The sequence below is a fragment of the Azohydromonas aeria genome (genome assembly GCF_009760915.1).
Lineage (GTDB): Bacteria > Pseudomonadota > Gammaproteobacteria > Burkholderiales > Burkholderiaceae_C > Azohydromonas > Azohydromonas aeria.
In genome coordinates this window covers 20485-43236 of sequence record NZ_VIDQ01000053.1, presented here as the reverse complement: position 1 = coordinate 43236, position 22752 = coordinate 20485, and the positions used below count along the sequence as shown (strand labels likewise).

Annotated in this window: 21 protein-coding genes; 10 read left to right on the top strand and 11 right to left on the bottom strand. The window is 71.3% G+C overall.

The window, feature by feature from the left end:
• Nucleotides 1-106: 106 nt before the first annotated feature.
• Together FJ694_RS24800 and FJ694_RS24795 are read right to left on the bottom strand one after the other, a co-directional pair.
• A complete protein-coding gene (locus FJ694_RS24800; protein ID WP_157270003.1) occupies nucleotides 107-1192 on the bottom strand; it encodes a porin in 1086 nt (361 codons plus the stop codon).
• A 56-nt stretch (nucleotides 1193-1248) separates the two neighbouring features.
• A complete protein-coding gene (locus FJ694_RS24795) occupies nucleotides 1249-2034 on the bottom strand; it encodes a substrate-binding domain-containing protein (protein ID WP_157270002.1) in 786 nt (261 codons plus the stop codon).
• 87 nt (nucleotides 2035-2121) lie between these two features.
• Between FJ694_RS24795 and FJ694_RS24790 the strand changes: the two genes are divergently transcribed.
• Nucleotides 2122-3081: a LysR family transcriptional regulator gene (locus tag FJ694_RS24790; RefSeq protein WP_157270001.1), complete on the top strand. Its 960-nt coding sequence runs from the start codon at nucleotides 2122-2124 to the stop codon at nucleotides 3079-3081.
• Here FJ694_RS24790 and FJ694_RS24785 read toward each other — a convergent pair.
• The 7 genes from FJ694_RS24785 to FJ694_RS24755 form a co-directional block, all read right to left on the bottom strand.
• The gene (locus FJ694_RS24785) at nucleotides 3037-3621 is read right to left on the bottom strand and encodes a chromate transporter (RefSeq protein ID WP_157270000.1); all 585 of its coding nucleotides are present in this window, start codon (nucleotides 3619-3621) and stop codon (nucleotides 3037-3039) included. The genes FJ694_RS24790 and FJ694_RS24785 overlap by 45 nt on opposite strands.
• Entirely contained in the window at nucleotides 3621-4217 is a 597-nt protein-coding gene (locus FJ694_RS24780) for a chromate transporter (protein WP_157269999.1), read from the bottom strand. Before FJ694_RS24780 ends, FJ694_RS24785 begins: the two co-directional genes overlap by 1 nt.
• Nucleotides 4214-5194, bottom strand: a complete 981-nt coding sequence (locus FJ694_RS24775; RefSeq protein ID WP_157269998.1) for a Bug family tripartite tricarboxylate transporter substrate binding protein — start codon at nucleotides 5192-5194, stop codon at nucleotides 4214-4216. The genes FJ694_RS24780 and FJ694_RS24775 overlap by 4 nt, the downstream gene beginning before the upstream one ends.
• 170 nt (nucleotides 5195-5364) lie before the next feature.
• Nucleotides 5365-6534 (bottom strand): tricarballylate utilization 4Fe-4S protein TcuB, encoded by a 1170-nt coding sequence (tcuB, locus tag FJ694_RS24770; RefSeq protein WP_157269997.1) that lies wholly within the window; start codon nucleotides 6532-6534, stop codon nucleotides 5365-5367.
• On the bottom strand, nucleotides 6521-7945 hold the full coding sequence (tcuA, locus tag FJ694_RS24765) for an FAD-dependent tricarballylate dehydrogenase TcuA (protein WP_157269996.1): 1425 nt from the start codon (nucleotides 7943-7945) through the stop codon (nucleotides 6521-6523). The genes tcuB and tcuA overlap by 14 nt, the downstream gene beginning before the upstream one ends.
• Before the next feature lie 129 nt (nucleotides 7946-8074).
• The gene (locus FJ694_RS24760; RefSeq protein ID WP_157269995.1) at nucleotides 8075-8968 is read right to left on the bottom strand and encodes a LysR family transcriptional regulator; all 894 of its coding nucleotides are present in this window, start codon (nucleotides 8966-8968) and stop codon (nucleotides 8075-8077) included.
• 65 nt (nucleotides 8969-9033) lie between these two features.
• Nucleotides 9034-9870 carry an NAD(P)H-binding protein gene (locus tag FJ694_RS24755; protein WP_157269994.1) on the bottom strand — a complete coding sequence of 279 codons (837 nt, stop codon included), beginning with the start codon at nucleotides 9868-9870 and terminating at the stop codon, nucleotides 9034-9036.
• A 130-nt stretch (nucleotides 9871-10000) separates the two neighbouring features.
• Between FJ694_RS24755 and FJ694_RS24750 the strand changes: the two genes are divergently transcribed.
• Nucleotides 10001-10978, top strand: a complete 978-nt coding sequence (locus FJ694_RS24750) for an AraC family transcriptional regulator (protein ID WP_157269993.1) — start codon at nucleotides 10001-10003, stop codon at nucleotides 10976-10978.
• Here FJ694_RS24750 and FJ694_RS24745 read toward each other — a convergent pair.
• Nucleotides 10975-12588 carry a SulP family inorganic anion transporter gene (locus FJ694_RS24745; protein ID WP_157269992.1) on the bottom strand — a complete coding sequence of 538 codons (1614 nt, stop codon included), beginning with the start codon at nucleotides 12586-12588 and terminating at the stop codon, nucleotides 10975-10977. The genes FJ694_RS24750 and FJ694_RS24745 overlap by 4 nt on opposite strands.
• 79 nt (nucleotides 12589-12667) lie before the next feature.
• Nucleotides 12668-13351 (bottom strand): carbonic anhydrase, encoded by a 684-nt coding sequence (locus FJ694_RS24740; protein ID WP_157269991.1) that lies wholly within the window; start codon nucleotides 13349-13351, stop codon nucleotides 12668-12670.
• Between the two features lie 643 nt (nucleotides 13352-13994).
• Between FJ694_RS24740 and FJ694_RS24735 the strand changes: the two genes are divergently transcribed.
• Genes FJ694_RS24735 through FJ694_RS24700 form a run of 8 tightly spaced genes read left to right on the top strand, consistent with a single transcriptional unit; the run spans nucleotide 13995 to nucleotide 22750 of the window.
• Nucleotides 13995-14618: a sugar transferase gene (locus FJ694_RS24735; protein ID WP_232540211.1), complete on the top strand. Its 624-nt coding sequence runs from the start codon at nucleotides 13995-13997 to the stop codon at nucleotides 14616-14618.
• Nucleotides 14618-15802: a glycosyltransferase gene (locus FJ694_RS24730; RefSeq protein ID WP_157269989.1), complete on the top strand. Its 1185-nt coding sequence runs from the start codon at nucleotides 14618-14620 to the stop codon at nucleotides 15800-15802. The genes FJ694_RS24735 and FJ694_RS24730 overlap by 1 nt, the downstream gene beginning before the upstream one ends.
• A complete protein-coding gene (locus tag FJ694_RS24725) occupies nucleotides 15799-17136 on the top strand; it encodes a UDP-glucose dehydrogenase family protein (protein ID WP_157269988.1) in 1338 nt (445 codons plus the stop codon). Before FJ694_RS24730 ends, FJ694_RS24725 begins: the two co-directional genes overlap by 4 nt.
• A gap of 31 nt (nucleotides 17137-17167) precedes the next feature.
• Nucleotides 17168-18592 carry a Wzz/FepE/Etk N-terminal domain-containing protein gene (locus FJ694_RS24720; RefSeq protein WP_157269987.1) on the top strand — a complete coding sequence of 475 codons (1425 nt, stop codon included), beginning with the start codon at nucleotides 17168-17170 and terminating at the stop codon, nucleotides 18590-18592.
• A 31-nt stretch (nucleotides 18593-18623) separates the two neighbouring features.
• Nucleotides 18624-19511 carry a polysaccharide biosynthesis tyrosine autokinase gene (locus FJ694_RS24715; protein ID WP_198320976.1) on the top strand — a complete coding sequence of 296 codons (888 nt, stop codon included), beginning with the start codon at nucleotides 18624-18626 and terminating at the stop codon, nucleotides 19509-19511.
• Nucleotides 19504-20778: a hypothetical protein gene (locus tag FJ694_RS24710; RefSeq protein WP_157269985.1), complete on the top strand. Its 1275-nt coding sequence runs from the start codon at nucleotides 19504-19506 to the stop codon at nucleotides 20776-20778. The genes FJ694_RS24715 and FJ694_RS24710 overlap by 8 nt, the downstream gene beginning before the upstream one ends.
• Nucleotides 20775-21818 carry an acyltransferase family protein gene (locus FJ694_RS24705; protein ID WP_157269984.1) on the top strand — a complete coding sequence of 348 codons (1044 nt, stop codon included), beginning with the start codon at nucleotides 20775-20777 and terminating at the stop codon, nucleotides 21816-21818. The genes FJ694_RS24710 and FJ694_RS24705 overlap by 4 nt, the downstream gene beginning before the upstream one ends.
• The gene (locus tag FJ694_RS24700) at nucleotides 21815-22750 is read left to right on the top strand and encodes a glycosyltransferase family 2 protein (RefSeq protein WP_157269983.1); all 936 of its coding nucleotides are present in this window, start codon (nucleotides 21815-21817) and stop codon (nucleotides 22748-22750) included. The genes FJ694_RS24705 and FJ694_RS24700 overlap by 4 nt, the downstream gene beginning before the upstream one ends.
• The last annotated feature ends 2 nt before the right edge of the window (nucleotides 22751-22752 follow it).

Below are 22752 nucleotides of genomic sequence, written 5' to 3'. Positions count from 1 at the left end.
AATGCTGGAGGACGGCATCTCGGGCGGCGCAGCCTTTCCGTCGCTCAGGGCCGCGACGTGCCGCGGCGGCTCGACGAGCACCCGCCCGCGGCGGCGGACCGGCCCCTCAGAACGTGTGGCGCATGCCCACTTCCACCCCACGCGACGACCCGCCCGCGGCCAGGCCGCTGGCGCCGCCGGGAACGGCGTAGGCCAGTGCGCCCTTGTTGTCGATATGCGAGAGCGTGCCGTACAGCGCCGTGCGCCTGGACAGGTTGTGCACATAGCCCAGGCCCAGCTGGCGCGCGCTGTTGCCGTCCAGCGCGGTACCGCCCGCCTGCCCGGAGAACTTCGCGCGATACCAGGAGGCCTTGATCTCGCCGTTGCCCACCGGAATCCAGGCGCCTACCAGCACGTTGTCCTGCCGGGCGTCGGCCTGGTCGAAGCGGCGCAGCGCCAGCGACACGCGCACCGGGCCGAAGTCGTAGAGCGCGGCGATGACGCGGTCGTCGAAGCGGCCCGCGTCCGCGGTGAGGTTGTTCTCGGTGCGGGTGATGGCGCCCGACACCACCAGCGGCCCGGCCGCGTAGCCCAGCCGCGCGCCCCGGAGCTTGTGCTGGCCGGCAGCGGCCGTGCCGTTCTCGTCCTCGGCCAGCATCACGCCGCCTTCCAGGCCGCCCCAGCCTGCGGGCATCAGCCACTGCAGCGAGTTGCTGGTGCGCACCGTGGTGTTGGGCGAGGAGCCGAAGGCCGAGCGGATCGGGCCCGCCGGCGTGGCGTTGACGAAGTTGTTGGACCCGGCCACGCCGACGTGGCCGAACGGGTCGAAGCGCACCCAGTTGGTGTAGCTGGGCACGTAGTCGCGGCCCAGGCGCAGCTCGCCGGCCGCCTTGCTGGCCAGGCCCAGCGTCGCGCGCCGGTCGAACAGCGCGGTGCTGCTGGTGCTGGCGCCGGTGTCCAGCGCCACGCCGCTTTCCAGGTGGAAGCCGGCGCTCAGGCCGCCGCCCAGGTCCTCGGTGCCGCGGAAGATGAAGCGGCTGGTCGCGTTCGAGCCGCTGACCAGCGACGTGACGCCGCCCTGCCCTTCGTTGCGCACGTGGCGCACCGCCGAATCGGCCACGCCGCCAAGCGTGACGCTGCCCTGCGCCCAGGCGCCGCCCAGGCCGGCAGCGCCCAGCGCCAGGCCCAGTGCGGCCTTGGTGGTGTTGTTCATCGGATGTCCCCTCGGATGGCTCGTGTCGTCTTATTGATGGCGCCGCCGGCGGCGCCTTACTTCGCCACCGGGTCGAGGCCCGAGGCCTTCACGATCGGCGCCGCTGCCGACGAGGCCAGGAACTTCACGAGCTGAGCCGCCAGCTCCGGCTCCCTGGCGCCCACGGCCAGCCCGGCGGAGAAGAACACCTTCTGCTGCACCTCTTCGGGCAGCGGGCCGACGTACTCGATGTCCTTGAACGGCAGCAGCTCGCTGACCTGCTGGAAGCCCACGTCGGCCTCGCCGCGCGTCAGGATCGTGCCCACGCGCTCGCTCATGATCTTTCGCGACTTGTCCTTGATCTGCTCCCACACGCCCAGCTTCGGGAACAGTTCATTCGACAGGTACGTGCCGCTGGCGCTGGCCGAGTAAGCGATGGCCTTGGCCTCCAGCACCGTCTTCTTCAGCCCCTCGACGGTCGAGATGTCGGGCTTGGGCAGGCCCTTGCGCACCGACATGCCGATGAGCGAGCGGCCCAGGTCCACGCGCGTGTTGGGCACCACCTTGCCGTCCCTGGCCAGCGCCTCCAGCGCCCCATCGGCCAGGATCACGATGTCGAACTGCTCGCCGCGGCCGAGGCGGCTGGGAATGGAGTCCTGCGCCGTGCCCATCGAGGAGCCGTAGGCGGTGACGACCTTGTGCCCGGTGGCCGCCTCGAACAGCGGCACCAGCTGGTTGTAGGCGGCCGTGAAGCCGCCGGAGCTCACGACGCGGATCTCGCCGGCATGGGCCGCCATCGCGGCGCCCAGCGCCAGGCCGGCCGCCAGGAAGGCACGTCGGGAAGTCTTGAGAAGGTTGCGCATGGAACTTGTCTCCTGGTCTGGTTGATGGCCGGGATGCTAGGAACCGCGCATTGATCTGTGAATTGCATTGTTTTTATGATCCGATGCATGTCACGCATCAATTTCGCGCTGGAAGAGCTGCAGGCCTTCGTGGCGGTGGCGGATCGCTGCAACTTCCGGCTTGCCGCCGAGCACCTGTGCATCTCGCAGCCCGCCCTGAGCCGGCGCATCGACAAGCTGGAATCGGCCCTGGGCCTGCGGCTGCTGGAGCGCACCACGCGGCAGGTGGACCTCACGCCGGGCGGACGCCAGTTCCTGGAGCGGGCGCGGCAGACGCTGGAAGACCTGGAGGACGCCGTGGCGCGCCTCTCCGACAGCGCGCAGGCGCGGCGCGGGCAGGTCACGGTGGCCTGCGTGCCCTCGGTGGCGCAGCACGTGCTGCCGGGCATCCTGCAGCGCTTCGCGCAGGAGCAGCCGCACGTGCGCGTGCGCGTCATCGACGACAGCGCGCACCGCGTGCTGGCCAGCGTGGTGTCGGGCGAGGCCGACTTCGGGCTGAACTTCACCGGCGCGCAGGAGCCCGACGTCGAGTTCGAAATGCTGGGCCGCGACGACTACGTGCTGGTGCTGCCGCGCGGCCACGCTCTGGCCGCTCGCGCCAGCGTCGCCTGGGCCGAGCTGGCGGGGCAGAAGATGGTGGCCGTGTCGCGCCAGAGCGCGAACCGGCTGCTGGTGGACCACGCCCTGGCCACGCTGGCGCAGCGCCCGGTGTGGTTCTACGAGACGGAGCACGTGGCCGGCGCGCTGGGGCTGGTCGCCGCCGGTCTCGGCCTGGCCGCGCTGCCGCGGCTGTCGGTGCCGCAGCGGCACGAGGCGCTGTGCCGCGTGCCGCTGGTGGAGCCGGTGGTCAGCCGCGTGGTGGGGCTCATCACGCGGCGCGGGCGGCCGCTGTCGGGCACGGCGGCGCAGCTGTGCGGGCTGCTGCGCCAGGACCGCGGCGCCTTCGACGCGGCCGGCGCCGCCTCAGACCAGGCCGAACCCGCCCAGCAGCGCCCCGGCCCCCAGTAGCCACAGCAGGTGGATGCGCGTGCGCCACACCAGCAGCGTGACCACGCCCGACAGCAGCCAAAGCAGGCCGTCGCGGCGCCAGTCGCCGCCGGCGCGTCCCAGCAGCCAGGCCGTGGACAGCAGCACGCCGACCACGATCGGCGCCATGCCCTGGCGGAAGGCGCGCACCGCCGGCCGCTCGCGGTTGCGCTGGCTCCAGCGCGTGGCCAGCAGCGTCAGCAGCGAACTCGGCGCCAGCATGCCCACGGTGCACACCGCCAGGCCCAGCAGCGCCAGCGCCAGGCTCCAGGCGGTGCCCGCGCCGGGGCCGGCCGCGTTGAGGCCGAGCTGCCAGCCCAGCAGCGCCACGAACAGCATGTTCGGCCCGGGCGCGGCCTGCGCCAGCGTGATCGAGGCGTTGAACTGCGCCTCGCTGACCCAGCCCTGGGTGTCCACCAGGTAGCGGTGCAGGTCCGGCGCCAGCGTCACCGCGCCGCCCACGGCCAGCAGCGAGATCGAGAACTGGTAGAGCAGCAGGTGCAGCCAGTCCAGGGCAGTCATCAGGATTCCTTGCGGCGCCGCAGCCGGCGCCAGGTCAGCAGCCAGGCGATGCCGCCCAGCCCCAGCACGATCGCCACCAGCGGCAGCCGCGCCAGCGCCAGCCCGGCGAAGGCCAGCGCCGCGAACAGCGCCGCCAGCGCCATCCCCAGCGGATGCCGGCGCAGTTGCGCCAGCAACTTGAAGCTGGTGCCGGCGATCAATCCGGCCGCCACCGCGCCCATGCCGCGCAGCGCGCCGCCCGCCGCGGCGTGGCCGGCGAGCTGGCCATAGAGCGTCGCCACGCTCAGCAGCAGCAGCAGCGGAAAGACCAGCAGCCCGGCCAGCGCCACCGCCGCGCCGCGCCAGCCGAAATGCCGGTCGCCGAACATCAGCGCCAGGTTGCACACGTTGGGCCCCGGCATGACCTGGGCCACGGCCCAGTCCTCGATGAAGGCCTCGTTGCTGAGCCAGCCGCGCTTTTCCACCAGCTCGCGCTGCACCACGGCCAGCACGCCGCCGAAGCCCTGCAGCGCCATCCAGGAAAAGGCCCGGAACAGCTCCGTCAGGCTGCGCGGGCCGGTGCCCGCCACGGCGGCGGGCTCGCCGCCGTCGCTCATTGGATCGTGATCTTGCGTTCGCGGATCACGCGGCCCCAGGTGGCGTGCTCGCGCTCGATGGTCTGGGCCAGGTCCTCACGCGTGCCGGGCTGGGGCGTGAGGCCGTGGTGGTCCAGCTCCTTGGCCACGGCCGGGTCCTTGAGCACCTTGACCAGCTCGACGTTCCAGCGGTCGAGCACCGGCTTGGGCACCTTCGAGGACGCCAGGAAGGCGTACCAGTTGGTGGCGCTGTAGCCGGGATAGCCGGACTCGGCGATGGTCGGCACGTTGGGCAATGCCGGCAGGCGCTTCGGCCCCGTGCTGGCCAGCGGGATGAGCTTGCCGCTCTCGATGTGCGGTTGCGCCGTGGCCAGCGTCGAGTAGTACGAGGCCACGCGTCCGCCCAGCAGGTCCTGCAGCGCCGGCGCGCCGCCCTTGTACGGGATGTGCGTGGTCTCGATCTTGGCCATGTGGTCCATCAGCTCGCCGCCCAGGTGCGAGGCCGAGCCCGGACCGGTCGAGGCGTAGTCCAGCTTGCCCGGGTTCTTCTTCGCGTACGCGATGAAGTCGGCGAAGGTCTTGATGCCCGTGCCCGAATGCACCACCAGCACGTTGGGGAAGTTCACGCCCATGGTGATGGGGGCGAAGTCCTTGAACGGGTCGTAGGACACCTTCATCAGGTGCGGCGCGATGGTCAGCGGGCCGACCGAGCCGAACAGCAGCACGCTGCCGTCGGACGGGCCCTGGGCCGCGAACTGGTGCGCGATGTTGCCGCCGGCGCCGGGCTTGTTGTCGATGACGACCGGCACGCCAAGGTTGTCGCCCAGCTTCTTGCCGATGATGCGCGCCGCCATGTCGGCCGCGCCGCCGGCGGCAAAGCCGACCACGATGGTCACGTTCTTCTTGGGCGGGAATTCCTGCGCCTGGCTCAGCGCCGGCATCAGCAGGGCGCCGGCGGCGCAGGCGGCCGCGACACGCAGCAGTTCACGCTTGTCCATGGAAAGTCTCCTGGGGTTGTCTTGGTTGGAATCGGATGCCGCCATGCTAGGAACCGGCGATTGATCCGTGAATTGCATTGTTTTCATGACTTGATGCAGCACGCACATCAATCGGGCCGGGGGTGGGCCGAGCAGCCGGTTCCGCCGCCCTGCCCCCTGGTGGCCCGGCTTCAGTCGGCGCCCAGGCCGATCGGGTTGGGCTGGCGCTTCTCCACCGCGTGGCGCAGCAGCGCGGCCGAGCGGTAGATGCCGTGGGCGAACTTGCCGTAGGGCAGCGTCACGAACAGCGCCAGCACCGCGCCCAGGTGCAGGCACAGCAGCAGCGCCAGCGCCGGGGTGCCGCGCGTCCCCCACAAGGCCAACCCGCTGGAGGCGGTCAGGAACAGCAGCGCGATGAAGCCCAGGTCCATGGGCTTCTGCGCCGCGTCGCCGTGCAGCGGATGCCGGCGCTGGCGCAGCCGCCACAGCCCCGCGGTGCCGAGGCACAGCATCACGCCGCCCACGGCGCCGAGCAGCTTGGGCAGCGAGGGCAGGTCGTAGGGCGCCACCCAGCCGAAGAAGTAGTGGTAGATCGTCGCCACGCTGGTGGCGGCGAAGCACAGCATGAAGCCGTAGAAGGTCAGGTGGTGGCAGCGCCGGCGCGCCAGGGTGTAGGCGTCGTCCTCGTTGCTGCAGCCCTGGCCGTGGCCGCCGTCGAGGTAGCGCAGCGTCAGCGCATTGTGCGTGGCCTCGGCCATGGCGTTGGCGCTAGCGGGCTGGCCGCTGGTGGCCGGCGTCACGTCGCGCCAGAAGCGGCGCGCGCCCAGCGCCAGCGCCAGCACGACGAAGGAGAACACCGGCCCGAAAAGGCTCACCAGCAGCCCGTGCTGGAACAGCTCGTGGAAGCTGGCGTGGCCGCCCCACAGCGTGCCCTGCAGCGCCAGGGCCAGGCCCAGGAACACCGAGAACGCCAGCACCAGCGCCACTGACAACGCGAGGCCGTTGCGCTTGTACAGCGCGCCCAGCGCCGGCGGCCAGGCGTAGTCGGCATAGGTCTGGCCGCGCACCTTGGCCATGGCCTGCGGCACGTTGATGGCGAACTCGTGCGGCGGCGCGTACTGGCAGGCGTGCAGGCAGGCGCCGCAGTTGTGGCAGAGGTTGGCCAGGAAGTGCACGTCGGCCTTGCCGAACTCCAGCCGCCGCGTCATGGCGGGAAAGACGGCACAAAAGCCCTCGCAATAGCGGCAGGCGTTGCACACCGTCATCTGCCGCGCCACCTCTGCCTCGGCGGTGGTGGTGGTGACGATCTCGCCCTCGGCCAGCGCCCGGGCGTCGCGGGTCAAAGCCTCAAGCGACTGCATGCTCTATCACTCCCTGGGTTGACCGGCTGAGCGCGGCCCGCGCCGCGTTGGTGCCGGCAATGCGGCCGAAGGCCGTGCCGATGGACATGCCCACGCCGGCGGTGTAGCCCTTGCCCAAAACGTTGCCGGCCATCATTTCGCCCGCAACGAAGAGGTTGTCGCTGGGCACGCCGCCGAAGCGCACGGCCGCGGTCTCGTCGGTGCGCAGGCCCAGGTACGTGAAGGTCACGCCCGGCCGCACGGCGTAGGCATAGAAGGGCGCGGTGTCGATGGGCCGCGCCCAGTGCGTCTTGGGTGGCGACAGCCCCTCGGTGCGGCAGTCGTCGAGCCTGGTGTGGTCGAAGCTGCCGGAGCGGCAGGCGGCGTTGTAGTCCTGCAGCGTGCGCATGAAGGTGCCCACGTCCTGGCCCAGCTTCGCGGCCAGCTCCGGCAGGCTCGCGGCCGTGACGCCCGGGAACACCGGCGGCATGAAGCGGCCGATGGCCTTGGCGTCGATGATCGACCACGCCACCTGCCCCGGCTGCTGCGCGACCAGCCGGCCCCAGATGGCGTAGCGCTTGGGCCAGAAGTCCTCGCCTTCGTCGTAGAAGCGCTCGCCGTGGCGGTTCACCACCACGCCCAGCGACACGCAGTCGATGCGGGTGCAGATGCCCCCGTCATACAGCGGCGCGCGCGCGTCGATGGCCACCATGTGCGCCTGCGTCGGGTCGCCGATGCGGTCGGCGCCGTGGTCGTCGAGCATGTGGCGCAGCAGCACGCCCTGGTTGAAGCGCGTGCCGCGGATGAGGAAATTGTCGGCCGGCCACTCGCCGCGCTCGTTCTGGCCCCACGCCTCGCGCAGCCACTCGCGGTTCGATTCGAAGCCGCCGGCCGCCATCACGCAGGCCCTGGCGGTGATGCGCTCGCCCTTCACCCACGCGGCGACGAAGCGGCCGTCCTCGATCTCCAGCCGCTGCACCGGCGCCTCGTAGCGCACCTGCACGCCCAGTTGCTCCGCGCTGCGGTAGTAGGCGTTGACGAGCGCCTTGCCGCCGCCCATGAAGAAGGCGTTGGTGCGCGCCACGTGCAGCGCGCCGGACAGCGGCGGCTGGAAGTGCACGCCGTGCCTGCGCATCCAGTCGCGGCAGGTGCTGGAGGCGCGGATGGTCAGCCGTGCCAGCTTCTCGTCGGTGAGCCCGCCGGTGACCTTGAGCAGGTCCTGCCAGAACTCTTCTTCCGGATAGGCCTCGACCAGCACGTCCTGCGGCGCGTCGTGCATGCAGCGCAGGTTGCGGGTGTGGGCCGAGTTGCCGCCGCGCCACGCGCGCGGCGCGGCTTCCAGCATCAGCACGCTGGCACCGCCTTCCGCGGCCATCAGGGCCGCGCACAGGGCGGCGTTGCCGCCGCCGATGACCAGCACGTCGATGCTCATGGGAACCGTCCGCCTCGCATTCAGAAAGGAACGGGCGGATTGTTCAGGCGCCGGATTGTTCTGTGAAATGCAAAACAGGACGCGACTGTTGCGGCTTGGGCATCAATGGCCCCCGGCGGACCGCCCTTCTCACGCCTCCAGCGGCGTCGCCTTCAGCAGCTCGTGAAACGCCTCGGCCGCCGGCGACAGGCTGCTGCGCTTGAGGCGCAGCAGCACCACCTTGCGCCTGACCGCTGGGTTCACGAGCGGGATCTTGCGCAGCCCGGGCCGATCGCCCTCGCGGAAGGTGGACGAGGGCAGGATGGCGCTGCCCACGCCGGCGGCCACGAGGTTGATGGCGGTGGCGTGGTGCTGCACCTCGAAGTTGCCGTGCAGCCGGATGCCGCGGCGCGCGAGCTGGTAGTCCATGAACACGCGCGTGGCCGTGGCGCTGCTCACGCCGATGAGCTCGGCCCCGCGCATGTCGGCCCAGGTCACGCTCCTGCGGTCCTGCAGCGGGTGCGGCTCGCGGCAGATGAAGGCCAGCGGGTCGGAGAACAGCACGCTCTCCAGCAGCTCCGGGTGCTTCTCGTCCTGCACCGCGATGCCCAGCTCGGCCTGGCTGTTGAGCACGGCGCCGCGCACCTCGTTGGAGTCGCCGTCGAGCAGCCGGATGCGGTTGTCCGGATGCGCCTCGGCATAGCGGCGGATCACGCCGGGCAGGATGTGCGAGCTCATCGACGGGATGCAGGCCAGGGTGAAATTGCCCCGCGCGCGCTGCGACAGGTCCTTCAGCCGCTCCACCGCCGCCGTCATCTCCTGCACGATGGCGCGCGCCTGCGGCAGGAAGTCGCGCCCCACGGCCGTGAGCTCGACGCGGCGCGTGGTGCGGTCCAGCAGCCGCAGGCCCAGGTAGGACTCCAGCTTCTGCAGCCGCCGCGTCAGGGCGGTCTGCGTGATGTGCAGCTCGCGCGCGGCCTTGTTGAAGCCGCCCAGCTCCGCGATGGCCACGAAGGCCTGCACCCCGTCGAAATCGATCTTCACAATGCACCGTCCCGGTCAAGCGGGCGATGGTTGCACAGGCGACGCGGCTTGCGCCCCTGCCCGCGTCAGGCCGTCCAGGCCGCGCGGTGGTCGCGCGCGTACTGCTCGAAGCCGCCCGGCGCGCGGCCGGTGATGGCCGCCACGGCGTCGGTCGTGCGCTCGTTGTAGCCGGCCTTCACGTAGCCCAGGATCGTCACCAGGAAAGCGGCGTAGTCGCGCGGCAGGCCGGCTTCCAGCAGCCCGGCGAGCATGGCTTCGGGCGCGATGTCCTGGAAGCGGACCGCGCGGCCGGTCTCCCGCGACAGGATGGCCGCCACCTCGTCATGTCTGAGCGCGGCGGGGCCGGTCAGGTCGAAGTCGCAGTTGTCGAGGTCGCCGCGCGTGAGCAGCTCGGCCGCCACCGCAGCGATGTCGCGCGCGTCGATGAAGCTGGTGCGCGAGTCCCCCACCGGCAGCGCGATCACGCCGTGCTCGCGGATGCCCTGCAGCCAGAAGCTGTTGAAGTTCTGCATGAACCAGTTGGGCCTGACGATGTTCCAGGCCAGTCCCGACTGCTCCAGCGCCCGCTCGGCGCGGCGCAGCGGCGAGGCCTCGTCGGCATTGGCGCCCAGGGCCGACATCAGCACCACCTTGCGCAGCCCATGGGCGCGCGCGGCCTCGATCTGCGGCAGCAGGATCTCGTCGTGCCGCGCGAAGCCCGGCGGCGAGAAGATGAAGGCCTGCTGCGCCTGCCCGAAGGCGTCGGACAGGCCGGCGCCGCTGGCCAAGTCCACCTGGACCTGGCCCGGCCGCGTCGGCGCGCGGCTGGTGGCGGCAATCACCTCGTGGCCGCGCGCGGCCAGCAGCGGGGCCAGGGCGGTGCCGATGGTGCCGGCGGCGCCGATGAGGAGGGTGCGGGTCATGGAGGAGTCCTTTCAGGAGTTGCAGGCCTCCATGCTGCCGGCATTGCGGCGTATCCTCCATGGCTTGCAATCCGCTTTTCATGTCAGATCGTACGATCTTTGCGGATTGCCAGCCTGATCCCACACTGCCATGGACCTGCTTTCCGACCTGTTCCGCCAAGCCGGCCTGCGCCGCAAGCTGCTGGACCTGCGCCGCCTGTCCGACGCCACCGCGCTGCGCTTTCCCTGTGACAAGAGCATCGGGCTGCACCTGCTGGTGCAGGGCGAGGTCTTCATTCACGCGGACGGGCTGCCGGCACCGCTGCGGCTGCAGGCAGGTGACATCGCGGTGATGGCGCGCGGCTGCTGCCACGTATTGAGCACGCAACCGGTTTTGGACGGCATCGCGGTGGAGCCCATCGGCACCGGTGACGGCCCGCAGGACGGGGCGTCGTCGCCAGCAGGCGCCGGCACCGCGGCCGTCATCAGCGGCGCCTACCAGTTGTGGAACACGCCCGTGCATCCCTTCTTCAGCCAGATGCCCGGCTGGTTCGTGATACGTGCCGAGACCCTGTCGCGCTTCTCGGCGCTGGCGCTGGCGGCGGGGCTGCTGGTGGAGGAATCACAGCAGCGCGAGCTGGGCGCGGAATCGGTGCTGCACGGGCTGCTGGACGTGGTGTTCGTGCACCTGCTGCGGCGCATGGTCGAGGACACCGGCGCGGCCGGCGCCGGCTGGAGCCACGCCGTGCGCGATGCGCAGGTGCGCGCCGCGCTGGCGCTGATGCACGGCGACTGCGCGCACCCATGGTCGCTGGAGACGCTGGCGCAGCGCGCGGGACTGTCGCGCACCGCGCTGGCCGAGCGCTTCCGCGAGGCCATGGGCGACACGCCGCTGAACTACCTGCGCACGCTGCGCATGCAGCGCGCCATGAGCCTGCTCAGCGAGACCGACGCCACGCTGGAGCAGGTGGCGCGGCAGGTCGGCTACCAGGACGCCTTCGGCTTCTCCAAGGTGTTCAAGCGCACGGTGGGCGAGTCGCCGCGCGAGTTCCGGCGCCGGGATGCGGCCGAGCGCTCGCATCCCTGGCGCTTCCAGGCCGGTGCGCAGGCGGGTCTGCAGGCCGGTTAGGCCGACTGCACCGCCGCCTCGCCGCGCCAGCCCCGGCGCGGGCGCGACGGGCCTTCCGGCGCCACCGGCGGCATCGAGCGCAGCTCGACGCCGATGTGCCGCTGCCGCGCATGCGCCACGAAGTCGTCGAGCGCCTCGCGGATGTCGCGGTCGATGAAGCTGCAGCGCGCGCCGTCGATGATCAGCGAGTGCCCGGGCTGCACCCGCTCCAGGTGCTCGCGCAGCCGGGCCTTGTTGAAGAAGGACACGTCCTTGCTCAGCTGCAGCAGGTGCGCCTGCCCGCGCGAGGTCATGGACAGCGCGCCGCGCGTGCTGGCGTGGATCAGGAACAGCAGGCTCGTGGCGAGGCCCAGCCCGATGCCCATGAGCAGGTCCGTGGCCAGGATGCCCGCGACCGTCACCGCGAAGGGCACGAAGCCGGCCGCGCCCTGGCGCCAGGCCGCCATGACGACGGCGGGCTTGGCCAGCTTCCAGCCGGTGTGCAGCAGCACCGCGGCCAGCGCCGCCAGCGGGATCCAGCGCAGCAGCTCCACCAGCAGCAGCACGCTGGCCAGCAGCAGCACGCCGTGCAGCATCGCCGACAGCCGCGTGCGCGCGCCGGCCTGGATGTTGGCCGAGCTGCGCACGATCACGGCCGTGATCGGCAGCCCGCCCAGCAGGCCCGCGACGATGTTGCCGATGCCCTGCGCCTGCAGCTCGCGGTTCGGCGGCGCCACGCGCTTGAGCGGATCGAGCCGGTCGGTGGCCTCCAGGCTCAGCAGCGTCTCCAGGCTCGCCACCACGGCCAGCGTCAGCGCCACGGTGTAGATCTGCGGATTCGACAGCGCCGACCAGTCGGGCGAGGCCAGTTGCGACAGCAGCGAATCCCAGCCCGTGACTTCGGGCAGCGACACCAGCTGGTGCGCCACCAGCGCCTCGGCCGGCGCCACGCTGCGCAGCAGCGCCTGGCAGCCCACGCCCCACAGCACCGCCAGCAGCGCGCCGGGAAGCCGGCCCAGCACCGGCAGCCGCCTGACCGCGGGCAGCTCCCAGGCGAAGAGGATCAACAAAGCGCCGCCGGCCACCAGCACCGCGCCTTCCGTCACCGAATCGAGCACGGCCGCCATGGCGTCCAGCGCCTGCGAGTCGTCGGGCACGGCCTGCAGCAGCTGCGGCGTGGAGGCGAAGCCGAAGGCCACGGGCAGCTGCTTGATGATCAGCAGCAGCCCGATGGCCGCCAGCATCCCCTTGATCACCGAGGACGGGAAGCAGGCGCCGAGGTCACCCGCGCGCAGCCGGCCGAACAGCCACTGCAGCGCGCCGGCCAGCACGACGGCGGCCAGGAAGGCCTCGAAGCTGCCCAGCGTGGCGATGGCATTGACGACGATGACGACCAGGCCCGCGGCCGGGCCGCTGACGCTGAGCTGCGAGCCCGACAGCGCGGCGACCACCAGGCCGCCGACCACGCCCGAGACGATGCCCGCCAGCAGCGGCACGCCGCTGGCCAGCGCGATGCCCAGGCACAGCGGCAGGGCGACCAGGAACACCACGACGCCGGCGGGCAGGTCGTGGCGCAAGTGACGGAACAGGGCGCCGGCCGAAGCGGGGCCCGTGGAGACGGGAGACTGCATGGGAGTGAGGCGCGGGAATTCGCGCGGGAGTCAGGGAACGGGGATCGGGGGTCGGGGCTGTGGGCGCAAGCGAGGGCGCTCAGGCCGCCTGGCGCAGCGCCACGCCGGGCGCGTCGATGGCATGCACCTGGCGCAGCCGGCCGTTGCGCAGGCCATAGACCCAGCCCAGCAGCCGCAGCGGCTGGCCGCGCTGCCAGGCGCGCTGCACCAGCGCCGTGCCGGCCAGCGCGCGCACCTGCTCGACCACGTTGAGCGTGACCAGCCGGTCCACCTGCGCCGCCAGCGCCGCGTCGCCGTCCAGCGACTCGCCGGCGGCCTCGACCTGGTGGCGGTGCTGCCGGTAGAGCCGGCGCAGCGGGCGGATGCGCTCGGCCAGGTAGTCGCCGCGCGCCTGGTCCAGGCTGGCCACCTCCTCGCCCTCCTCCTGCGCCGGCGGCAGCATCGCGGCGCGCACGCCGCCGCAGGCGTCGTGGCCGCAGACGATGACGGCGCCCACGCCCAGCACGTCCAGCGCGTACTGCAGCGCGCTCATCACGCTGTTGTCGTCGGGCAGCGCCAGGTTGGCGATGCTGCGATGCACGAACAGCTCGCCCGGCGCGGCATTGACGATGCGCTCGGCCGGCACGCGGCTGTCGGCGCAGCCGATCCAGAACACGCCCGGCTGCTGTCCGGCGCTCATGCGCTCGAAATACGCCGGCGCGCGCGCGTCGATCTCGTCAGCCCAGGCCTGGTTTTCGAGCAGTAAACGGGTTGGCAGGTCCATCTGAACTCCTTGTTGTGCACGATTGCTGCACTGCAGCAGGAGTTAGAGTAAACCCGGAGTCGGCTTTTTGTTTCCCGTCTCTTGCGCTTGGTTGCACGTGCGTCCGGTGGCAACCATGGGGCCGCCGTTCATGTGGCGTTCATGCTCGCTGGTGCAGCGCCGGCAAATGCCGGCTGCCTCGTGGGCGCAGTTTCCGGAGCATTGTCCCCGGTCGCCCGTTTCTCACCGGTACAGTGCCGGCCGTTGAACCCCTGGCTACCCTGGTCACATCAGTTTACGTAACCACGGCGTTGCGCATATTGATCCAACTCCTGTGCAGCATTCAGCATGCACCGCCGTACCGCGAGTTCCTCCCGGGTATGCACCATACCCATGCGCCGGCGCACCAATAACGAGCCAATCGAATAAGCAAACTCGCTGGGCGCAGCCTGGATCGAGGGGGGGCGTCACATATCACAAGAAGCGCGCCATGCATTAGCTTATGAAGGCCGCGCACACGCTGGAATTACCCCACGAATAGGGGAAAGCACGTATTCAAAAACTCATGTTGCAATGCAGCACCAGGCAACGATCTGCATTCTCAAGGGGGAGTCCCGTGCAGTCAGCAGCTTCTTTACCCATATCGCCGCAACGTTTCACGCCCATGGGCGCAATGAAGGAAGCCATGGCATGGGCATTTCTTAATCAATTTTCCGCCCTGATCCTGCTGCTGCTGTTCGCCCCCCTGATGCTGTTGATCATTGCCATGATCTGGCGCTTCGACGGCTCGCCGTTCACATTTGCGCATTACCGGGTCGGCATGGGCGGCAAGGTATTTCCGTGCTTCAAGTTTCGCACCATGGTGCGCAATTCCGAACAGGTGCTGCAGGCGCTGCTGTGCACCGATCCGGCGGCGCGTGCGGAATGGGAGCGGGACCAGAAACTCAGCAACGACCCCAGGATCACGCCCATCGGCAAATTCCTCAGAAAGACCAGCCTGGATGAATTGCCGCAGTTGTTCAACGTCCTGCGCGGCGACATGAATCTCGTCGGTCCGCGCCCGATCATGCTGGGCGAATTGCCGCGTTACGGCCAGGTGCGCTGGCATTACTTGAGCGTGAAGCCCGGCATGACGGGTTTGTGGCAGGTCAGCGGCCGCAATGCCACGAGCTACGAGGAGCGGGTGGCGCTCGACCGCCGTTACGTCGAGCAGCGCAGCGGCTGGATGGACGTCTGCATCCTTTTCCGGACGCTGGGCGTGGTGCTCACCGGCCACGGAGCCCGGTGATGGGCATGGACACGTCGGCCATCGAGGTGGTGGCGGTCGGGCAGGCGCACGCGGCACCGGCGGCGGCGGCGGGCATGCAGGTGCCGGCGCAAACCGTCGTGCACGTCGCCGGCAGCGTCACCGCTGAAATCCTGGACGGGCTGCGCGCGTCGCTGCGCGCCGCCGCCGCCCATGGTTTCGACGCCTGCGTGGTATTGATCGACAAGGACGAGCACCGCCATTGCCTGGTCCAGCTCGACCCGGCGGCGGAACTGTTCCTGGTGGCGCCGGTGCGAAATCCGCTGTCGCAATGGCGCGCTGTGGCCCGGACCATCGACACCCTGCTGCATACCGGCGTGCCGCACGCCATTCACCTGCACGGCCTGTTGCCCGGTGCCGTCGGCGTGCTGGCGCTGCACCGCACCCGGATCGGCGTGCCGGTCTATTTCTCGCTGTACGGATTCCGCACCCTGAACCGGTTGGGAAAATCAGGGGCGCGTGCGCTGTCGGCCTTGCGGCGCATTTTCCAGAATGCCCGGCCGGCGCCGGTCACCTACGTGCCGCAGGCGCGCCGGGCGCTGCAGATCTGGAGCTCGACGGGTTTGGCCGCCGCTGCCGACAATATCCCGTTCCTGGCCCATCCGCGCCACGAGTCGGCGCAGCCCTTGATATTGTCGGGCGGACACGCGCCGAGCGCCCGTGGCGTCGAGAATTTCTCGCAGCTGGCCGTGCTGCTGGGCGCTGGCGAAAACCGGATCCATTTCGAATGGATCGGCCGTGCCGGTGCCACGCAGTCGCTGCATTTGAAGGCGGCGGGCGTGCGCGTGCTGGGCATGGACGACGACCATGCGCTGCACCTGGCCACGGGCTGGCTTTATGTCGCGCCCGACGCGGCGCAGGGATTCCCGGTGACGCTGGTCAGTGCCATGGCGCTGGGGCTGCCCTGCGTCGCCATGGATTGCGAGCAGCATCGCGCCGTGATTTCCCATGGCGACACCGGCTACCTGTGCGGCAGCGTGCAGGAATTCCTCGACTGCATTTCGACGCTGCTCAACGACGCCGAGTTGCGCGCCCGCCTGGGCCAGGCGGCGCGGCAGCAGGCGGTATTGCGGTTCAACGCCGAAAGCTTCGGGAAAAGGCTGTTCGCGGCCTATTCGCTGGCTGCCATGGATCCGGCCGTGCCAAACCTGCGGGGTAAATCTTGAAAATCACCATCATCGGCAGCGGATATGTCGGTCTCGTGACCGGGGCGTGCCTGTCGGAAATGGGCAACGACGTCATGTGCCTGGACGTGGACGCCCGCAAGATCGCGCTGCTCAACGACGGCAAGGTGCCCATTCACGAGCCGGGGCTGGAGGCGGTGATCCGCCGCAACGTCGAGGCCGGGCGGCTGCACTTCACCACCGACACGGCGGCGGCGGTGCGCCACGGCACGCTGCAGTTCATCGGCGTGGGCACGCCGCCCGACGAGGACGGCAGCGCCGACCTGCAGTACGTGCTGGAGGCGGCGCGCGGCATCGGCCGGCACATGACCGACTACAAGGTCATCGTCAACAAGAGCACCGTGCCGGTGGGCACCGCCGACCGCGTGGAGGCGGTGGTGCGCGAGGAGCTCGCCGCGCGCGGCATCCAGGTCGAGTTCGCCGTGGCCTCCAATCCCGAATTCCTGAAGGAGGGCAGCGCGGTCGAGGACTTCATGCGGCCCGACCGCGTCATCGTGGGCACGCGCGACGAGCGCGCGCTGCTGCTGCTGCGGGCCGTGTACGCGCCGTTCTGCCGCAACCGCGAGCGGCTGGTGCTGATGGACACGCGCAGCGCCGAGCTGACCAAGTACGCGGCCAACGCCATGCTGGCCACGCGCATCAGCTTCATGAACGAGCTCGCGGGCCTGGCCGAGCGCGTGGGCGCCGACATCGAGGCGGTGCGCCACGGCATCGGCAGCGACCCGCGCATCGGCACGCACTTCCTCTACGCCGGCATCGGCTACGGCGGCTCGTGCTTCCCCAAGGACGTGAAGGCCCTGCAGCGCACCGCGCGCGAGCACGCGGTGGCGCTGGACGTGCTGGGCGCGGTGGAGAGCGCCAACGAGCGCCAGAAGCGGGTGCTGGTGGACAAGATCGTGGCGCGCTTCGGCGAGGCGCTCGACGGCCTGCGCTTCGGGCTGTGGGGCCTGGCCTTCAAGCCCAACACCGACGACATGCGCGAGGCGCCCAGCCTGGTGCTGATCGAGGCGCTGCTGCAGCGCGGCGCCAGCGTGACGGCCTTCGACCCGGTGGCGATGCCCGAAGCCCGGCGCCGGCTGGGCAGCACGCCGCGGCTGGCGTTCGCGGCCACGGCGGACGAGGCGGCGCAGGGCTGCGACGCGCTGCTCGTGGCCACCGAGTGGCTGCAGTTCCGCAGCCCCGACTTCGCACGGCTGCGCGCGCTGCTGCGCCAGCCGGTGGTGTTTGACGGCCGCAACCTCTACGGCCCCGCCGAGATGGCGGCCGCGGGCCTGGAGCACCACGCCATCGGGCGCGCCCTGGCGGCCGCGGCATGAGGCGCGCGACAAGGCAAGCAGGGAGCGACGCATGACGGTGTCCCAACTCGTGATCGCGGTGCTGCACCGCTGGCGCACGCTGGCGGCGGCAACGCTGGCCGTGCTGCTGCTGGCGCTGGCCGCCGGCCTGGTGCTGCCCAAGCGCTACACCGCCATGGCCTCGGTCCTGGTCGATCTCAAGCCGGTGGACCCCGTGAACGCCGGCAGCATGGATCGCACGCAGGCCGTCACCCAGGCGCTGATGGCGACGCAGACGGACCTCATCGCCTCGGGCCGCGTCGCGCGCCGCGTCGTCGAGTCGCTACGCCTGCACGAGGACGCCGAGTGGCTGCAGCGCTGGCGCGACGCCACCGGGGCCGAGGCCGGGGATGGCCGCGAGGCGGTGCCCTACATCGCCGACCAGCTGCTGCGCAAGCTGCAGGTCAAGCCCAACCGCGACTCCAACATCATCGCCATCGCCTACACCGGCCCCGATGCGGCGCAGGCCGCGGCCGTGGCCAACGCGTTCGCCAACGCCGCCATCGAGACCAACCTCGACCTCAAGGTCGATCCGGCACGCCAGTTCACGGGCTGGTTCGAGCAGCGCACCGCGACGCTGCGGCGCAACCTGGAGCTGGCCCAGGAGCGCCTGGCGCGCTACCAGCGCGAGCACGAGCGCCTGGGCGTCGCCGGCGGCCAGCTCGACATCGAGAGCGGCAAGCTCACCCAGCTCGCGGCACAGCTGGTGCAGATCCAGACGCAGCGCGTGGAAAGCGCATCGCGCCAGGCCCAGGCGCGCTCCGATCCCCGGAATTCGCCGGACGTGCTCAGCGGCGGCCTGACGGCCAGCCTGCGCGGCAGCATCGTCACGGCCGAGGCCGAGCTGCAGAACCTGCAGACCCAGTACGGCGAGCAGCATCCCCAGGTCCAGCGCGCGCGCAGCCAGCTCGAGCAGCTGCAGGCCCGGCTCGACAGGGAGATGGAGACGGCGGTGCGCCTGGTCGGCTCCAGCGATGCCGTCAACCGCCAGCGCGAGGCCGAGGTCAAGGCGGCGCTGGAGGCCCAGAAGGCCAAGGTGCTGGCGATGACCAGCGGCAACAACGAGATGGCGGTGCTGCAGCGCGACGTGGACAGCGCCCAGCGCGCGCTCGACGCGGCCACCACGCGCCAGTCGCAGGCCGCGCTGGAGTCGCAGCTGCAGCAGACCAACGTCTACCTGCTGACGCCGGCGACGCGCCCGTACCTGCCGTCGAGCCCCAAGCTGCTGCTGCTCGCGGCCTGTGCCGCGGTGCTGGGCTCGCTGCTGGGGCTGGGGCTGGCGCTGTGGCGCGAGCTGCGCGCGCCGCGCATCCGCAGCGTCGAGGAGCTGATCAGCGCCGTCGAGCTGCCGCTGCTGGCCACGCTGCCGCGCGCGGCACCCGGGCTGGCGTCGCGGGGCCACCGGCTGCGCCTGCCGTTGCGCGCCCAACGGTCGTGACAGCCAGGCATCCAGGAGAGCGCTTGTGGACATGAAGCTACCCGACGCGGAGCTGCGGGACTGGCTCAAGCCGGTACCCCAGCGCTGCCCGCCCTCGATCGGCGACATCCTCATCGACGCCGGACTGCTCGACGCCGCCGCGGCCGCGCGCGTCGCCGAGGCCCAGCACGGCCGCGGCATGCGCTTCGGCGAGGCCGCGGTGCAGCTGCGCCTGCTCAAGGCCGAGGACGTCCAGTACGCGCTGGCGCGCCAGTACGAGTACCCGTACCTGCGGCCGCAGGACAGCACGGCATCGCGCGACCTCGTCGCCGCCTTCGAGCCCTTCGGCGCCTGCGCCGAAGCCATGCGCACGCTGCGCACCAGCCTGATGCTGCAGCGCGCCTCCAGCCGCTCGCGGCCGTTCAGCATCGCGGTGCTGGGCGCCATGGCGGGCGAAGGCCGCAGCTTCGTGGCCGCCAACCTGGCGGTCGTGTTCTCGCAGATGGGCCAGCGCACGCTGCTGATCGACGCCGACCTGCGCGCGCCGCGCCAGCACACGCTGTTCAAGCTGCCCCCGCAGCTGGGCCTGAGCAACCTGCTGCTCGGCCGCTCCGGCACCGAGTGCATCGCCCCGCTGCACGACTTCCATGGCCTGTCGATCCTGGTGGCCGGCGCCCTGCCGCCCAACCCGCAGGAGCTGCTGGGCCGCGCGCGCCTGGGCACGCTGCTGGAGCAGGCGGCCGTCGCCTTCGACGTGGTCATCGTCGATACCCCGGCGGCCGGGCGTTTCGCCGACGCCCAGATCGTGGCCACGCATTGCGGCATGGGCGTGCTCGTGGCCCGGCGCCATTCGAGCGACGTGGGCCAGCTGCGCCGGGTGCACCGGACGATGGTGGAGCTGGGCGTGCCCCTGGCCGGGACCGTGCTCAACGATGCGTGACGCCGGCGCCGCGCTGCCCTGGCACCCCGCCGGCGACGCGCGCGGCGGCGTGGCCGCGTTCGGGCAGCGGCTGCTGCCCGGAGCGCTGTGGGTGGCAATCGCGCTCTCGGCCCTCGAAGGGCCGGTGCGCTACGCGCTGCACGCCGTCGGCCTGGATGCGCTGTTCTTCCTGCGCGATGCGCTGCTGCTGGGGGCGGTGCTGGCCTGGCTGCTGGGCCGTGCCGCCGCCGGGGCCGGCATCCCGGTCGCGGCGGGCCTGTTTGCGGCCGTCATGCTGGCGCATGGCCTGGTCAGCCTGCTCAACACGGGTTCGCTCGTGCCGGCCGTGTACGGGCTGAAGATGTTCCTGCCCCTGCTGTGCGGCCTGCTGGCGGCCCAGGCGCTGTTCGAGCCCGGCAGGGGCCAGTTGCGGCTTGCCGCGCTGTTGTGGTGCGCCTCGGTGGCGGCCGCGGCGGCCGACAAGTTCCTGCTCGACTTCCCCTGGGTCGGCCTGAGCGTGGCGCTGGGCGACGTCGACGTCTACCTGGGCCGCGACTGGCAGAGCGGCTCGATCGAGCGGGTCGCCGGGCTGGCGCGCTCGTCGATCAACCTGGCCATCGTGCTGACGCTGCTGGCCTTCGTGCTGCTTGGGCAGCTGCGCCACGCGCTGCTGCGCGCCGCGGTGGCGGGGCTGACGCTGCTGGTGCTGGTGTGGACCACGCAAAAGGGCGCCATCCTGGGCTGCGCCCTGGCGCTGCTGGCGCTGGGGTTGTCGGCGCCGCGGCGGCTGCTGCCGCTCAAGGCCGCGGCGCTCGTGGCGGCGGTGCTGATGGTGGGCACGCCGCTGGTGCTGGTGCACCTGTCGCTGCCGCGGGATGCCGGCGTGTTCAGCTTCGAGTCGCTGATCGAGCGCGCGGAATGGATGTGGCCGCGGGCCTGGCAGTGGATCGACCGCTTTCCGCCGGGCGTCGGGGTCGGCCTCGGCGGCATCGGCGGCGGCCAGCGCTTCTTCGCGCCGCGCGACTTCAATGCGGCGGACAACCTGTTCGTCTACCTGTGGGGCAACTTCGGCGTCGCGGCGCTGGCCTACCTGGGCGCGCTGCTGGCGTGGGCGTTGAACGCGCGCTCGCGCGGCTCGCGCGCCGATGCGCTGGCGCTGGCGTCGCTGGTCTTCCTGCTGATGTACGGCGTCGTGATATCGCTGGTCGAGGACCAGGTGGCCGCGCTGTGGCTGGGCGCGATGCTGGGCTGGCTGCTGCGCCTGCAGCCCGAGGGGCCGGCGCGATGAGCTTCGACTTCACGCTGCTGCGGCTGCTGCTGGCGCTGTCGGTGGTGCTGGCGCACTTCCGCGAGCTGACCGGGCAGCATGATGCGGCGTTCACGGCGCTGTCGGCCACGGTGGCCGTGCAGGCCTTCTTCGTGGTGAGCGGCTGGATCGTCAGCGCCAGCTACGAGGCATCGAGCAGCGCGGGCGCCTTCTTCGTGCGGCGCATGGCGCGGCTGTATCCGCTGTACGCGGCGGTGGTGCTGGCCCAGGCGGCCATCGCCTTCGCGCTGGTCATGCCGCGGCCCGGCGCGTTCGAGGAGCTGCTGCAGTACCTGGGGGCCAACCTGGCCTTCGCCAACTTCCTCAAGCCCGGCTTCCTCGACCTGCTCGATGGCGCGCCCGTGGGCGCCATCAACCCCTCGCTGTGGACGATGAAGGTCGAGGTCCTGTTCTACCTGAGCGTGCCGCTGTGGGTGCTGCTGGCCCGACGCCTCGGCTCCGGAGGGCTGGTGCTGCTGTTCTGCGCCTCGACCGCGTACGCCACCGTCGTCGAGGCGGCGTCCGAGGAGCTGGCCCGGCAGCTGCCCGGACAGCTGCGCTTCTTCATCGCCGGCATGCTGTGCCGCAGGTTGTGGCACCCCGCGCCGCAGGCCGCGCCGCGCCGCCCGCTGCCGCTGGCCCTGCTCGGCGTGGCGGGCATGCTGCTGGCGCAGCGCTTCGACCAGCCCGGCGCCATGAGCGCGCTGCAGCCGCTGTTCGTGGCGGCGTTCGTGGCGGCCTCGGCACGGCTGCTGCCGCGCCTGCCGGCCCTGCCCGACCTGTCGTTCGGCGTGTACCTGCTGCACGCGCCCGTGATCCAGTTCGCGCAGCACGCCGGCGTGCTGCCGTCCGGCGCCGCCGGGCTGGCCAGCGTGCTGGCCGTCACGCTGCTGCTGTCCATGGCGGCGAACCGGTGGATCGAGGAGCCGGCCATCCGCGCCGGCGCGAGGCTGTCGCGGCGGCTGTCCAGCCCGGGCGCCGCCCAGGTGGCGGCCATCGCGCCCTTGAAGGAGGTGAAATGAGCCACGCCGTGGCCGGCCACGTGGCCGTGCTGATCTGCACTTTCCGCGGCGAGCGCTACCTGCGCCGCCAGCTCGACACCATCGCGCAGCAGTCGCATCCGCACTGGACGATCCACGTCTCCGACGACGGCTCCGACGACGGCACGCTCGACATCCTGCGGGAGTACCGGCAGCGCCTCGGCGCGCAGCGCATGCAGCTGTTCGACGGCCCGCGGCAGGGCTTTGCACGCAACTTCATGTCGCTCATCGCGCGGCCCGAAGTGCGCGCCGACCACTACGCCTTCACCGACCAGGACGACGAGTGGGACGCGCGCAAGCTCGAGCGCGCGGTGCAGGCGCTGGCGCAGCGGCCCCGCGCCACGCCGGCGCTGTACGGCTCGCGCTCCCGGCTGATCGACCAGGACGGCCGGCCCATGGGCCTGTCGCGGCTGTTCACCAAGCCGCCGGGCTTCGCCAACGCGCTCGTGCAGAACATGTGCACGGGCAACACCATGGTCCTCAACGACGCGGCCATGGGCCTGCTGCGCAGCGCCGGCACGGACGTGCAGGTCTCGGCGCACGACTGGTGGGCCTACCTGCTGGTCACCGGCAGCGGCGGCCAGGTCGTCTACGACCCCTACCCCACGATCGGCTACCGCCAGCACGGCGCCAACCTCTACGGCGCCAACCGGTCGCTGCGCGCCAAGTGGCAGCGCGCCACCCGGTTGCTGCGCGGCGACTTCAGCCAGTGGAACGCGCAGAACGTCAGCGCGCTGCAACGCAACCTGGCGCTGCTCACGCCCGCGAGCCGCAAGTGCCTGGCCCTGTTCGAGCGGGCGCGCGGCTGCGCGGCGCCCGGCAGCCTGTTCTGGCTGCTTCGCGCCGGCGTGTACCGCCAGACCTGGGACGGGCAACTCGGGCTCATCGTGGCCGCGCTGACGCGTCGGCTCTGAAC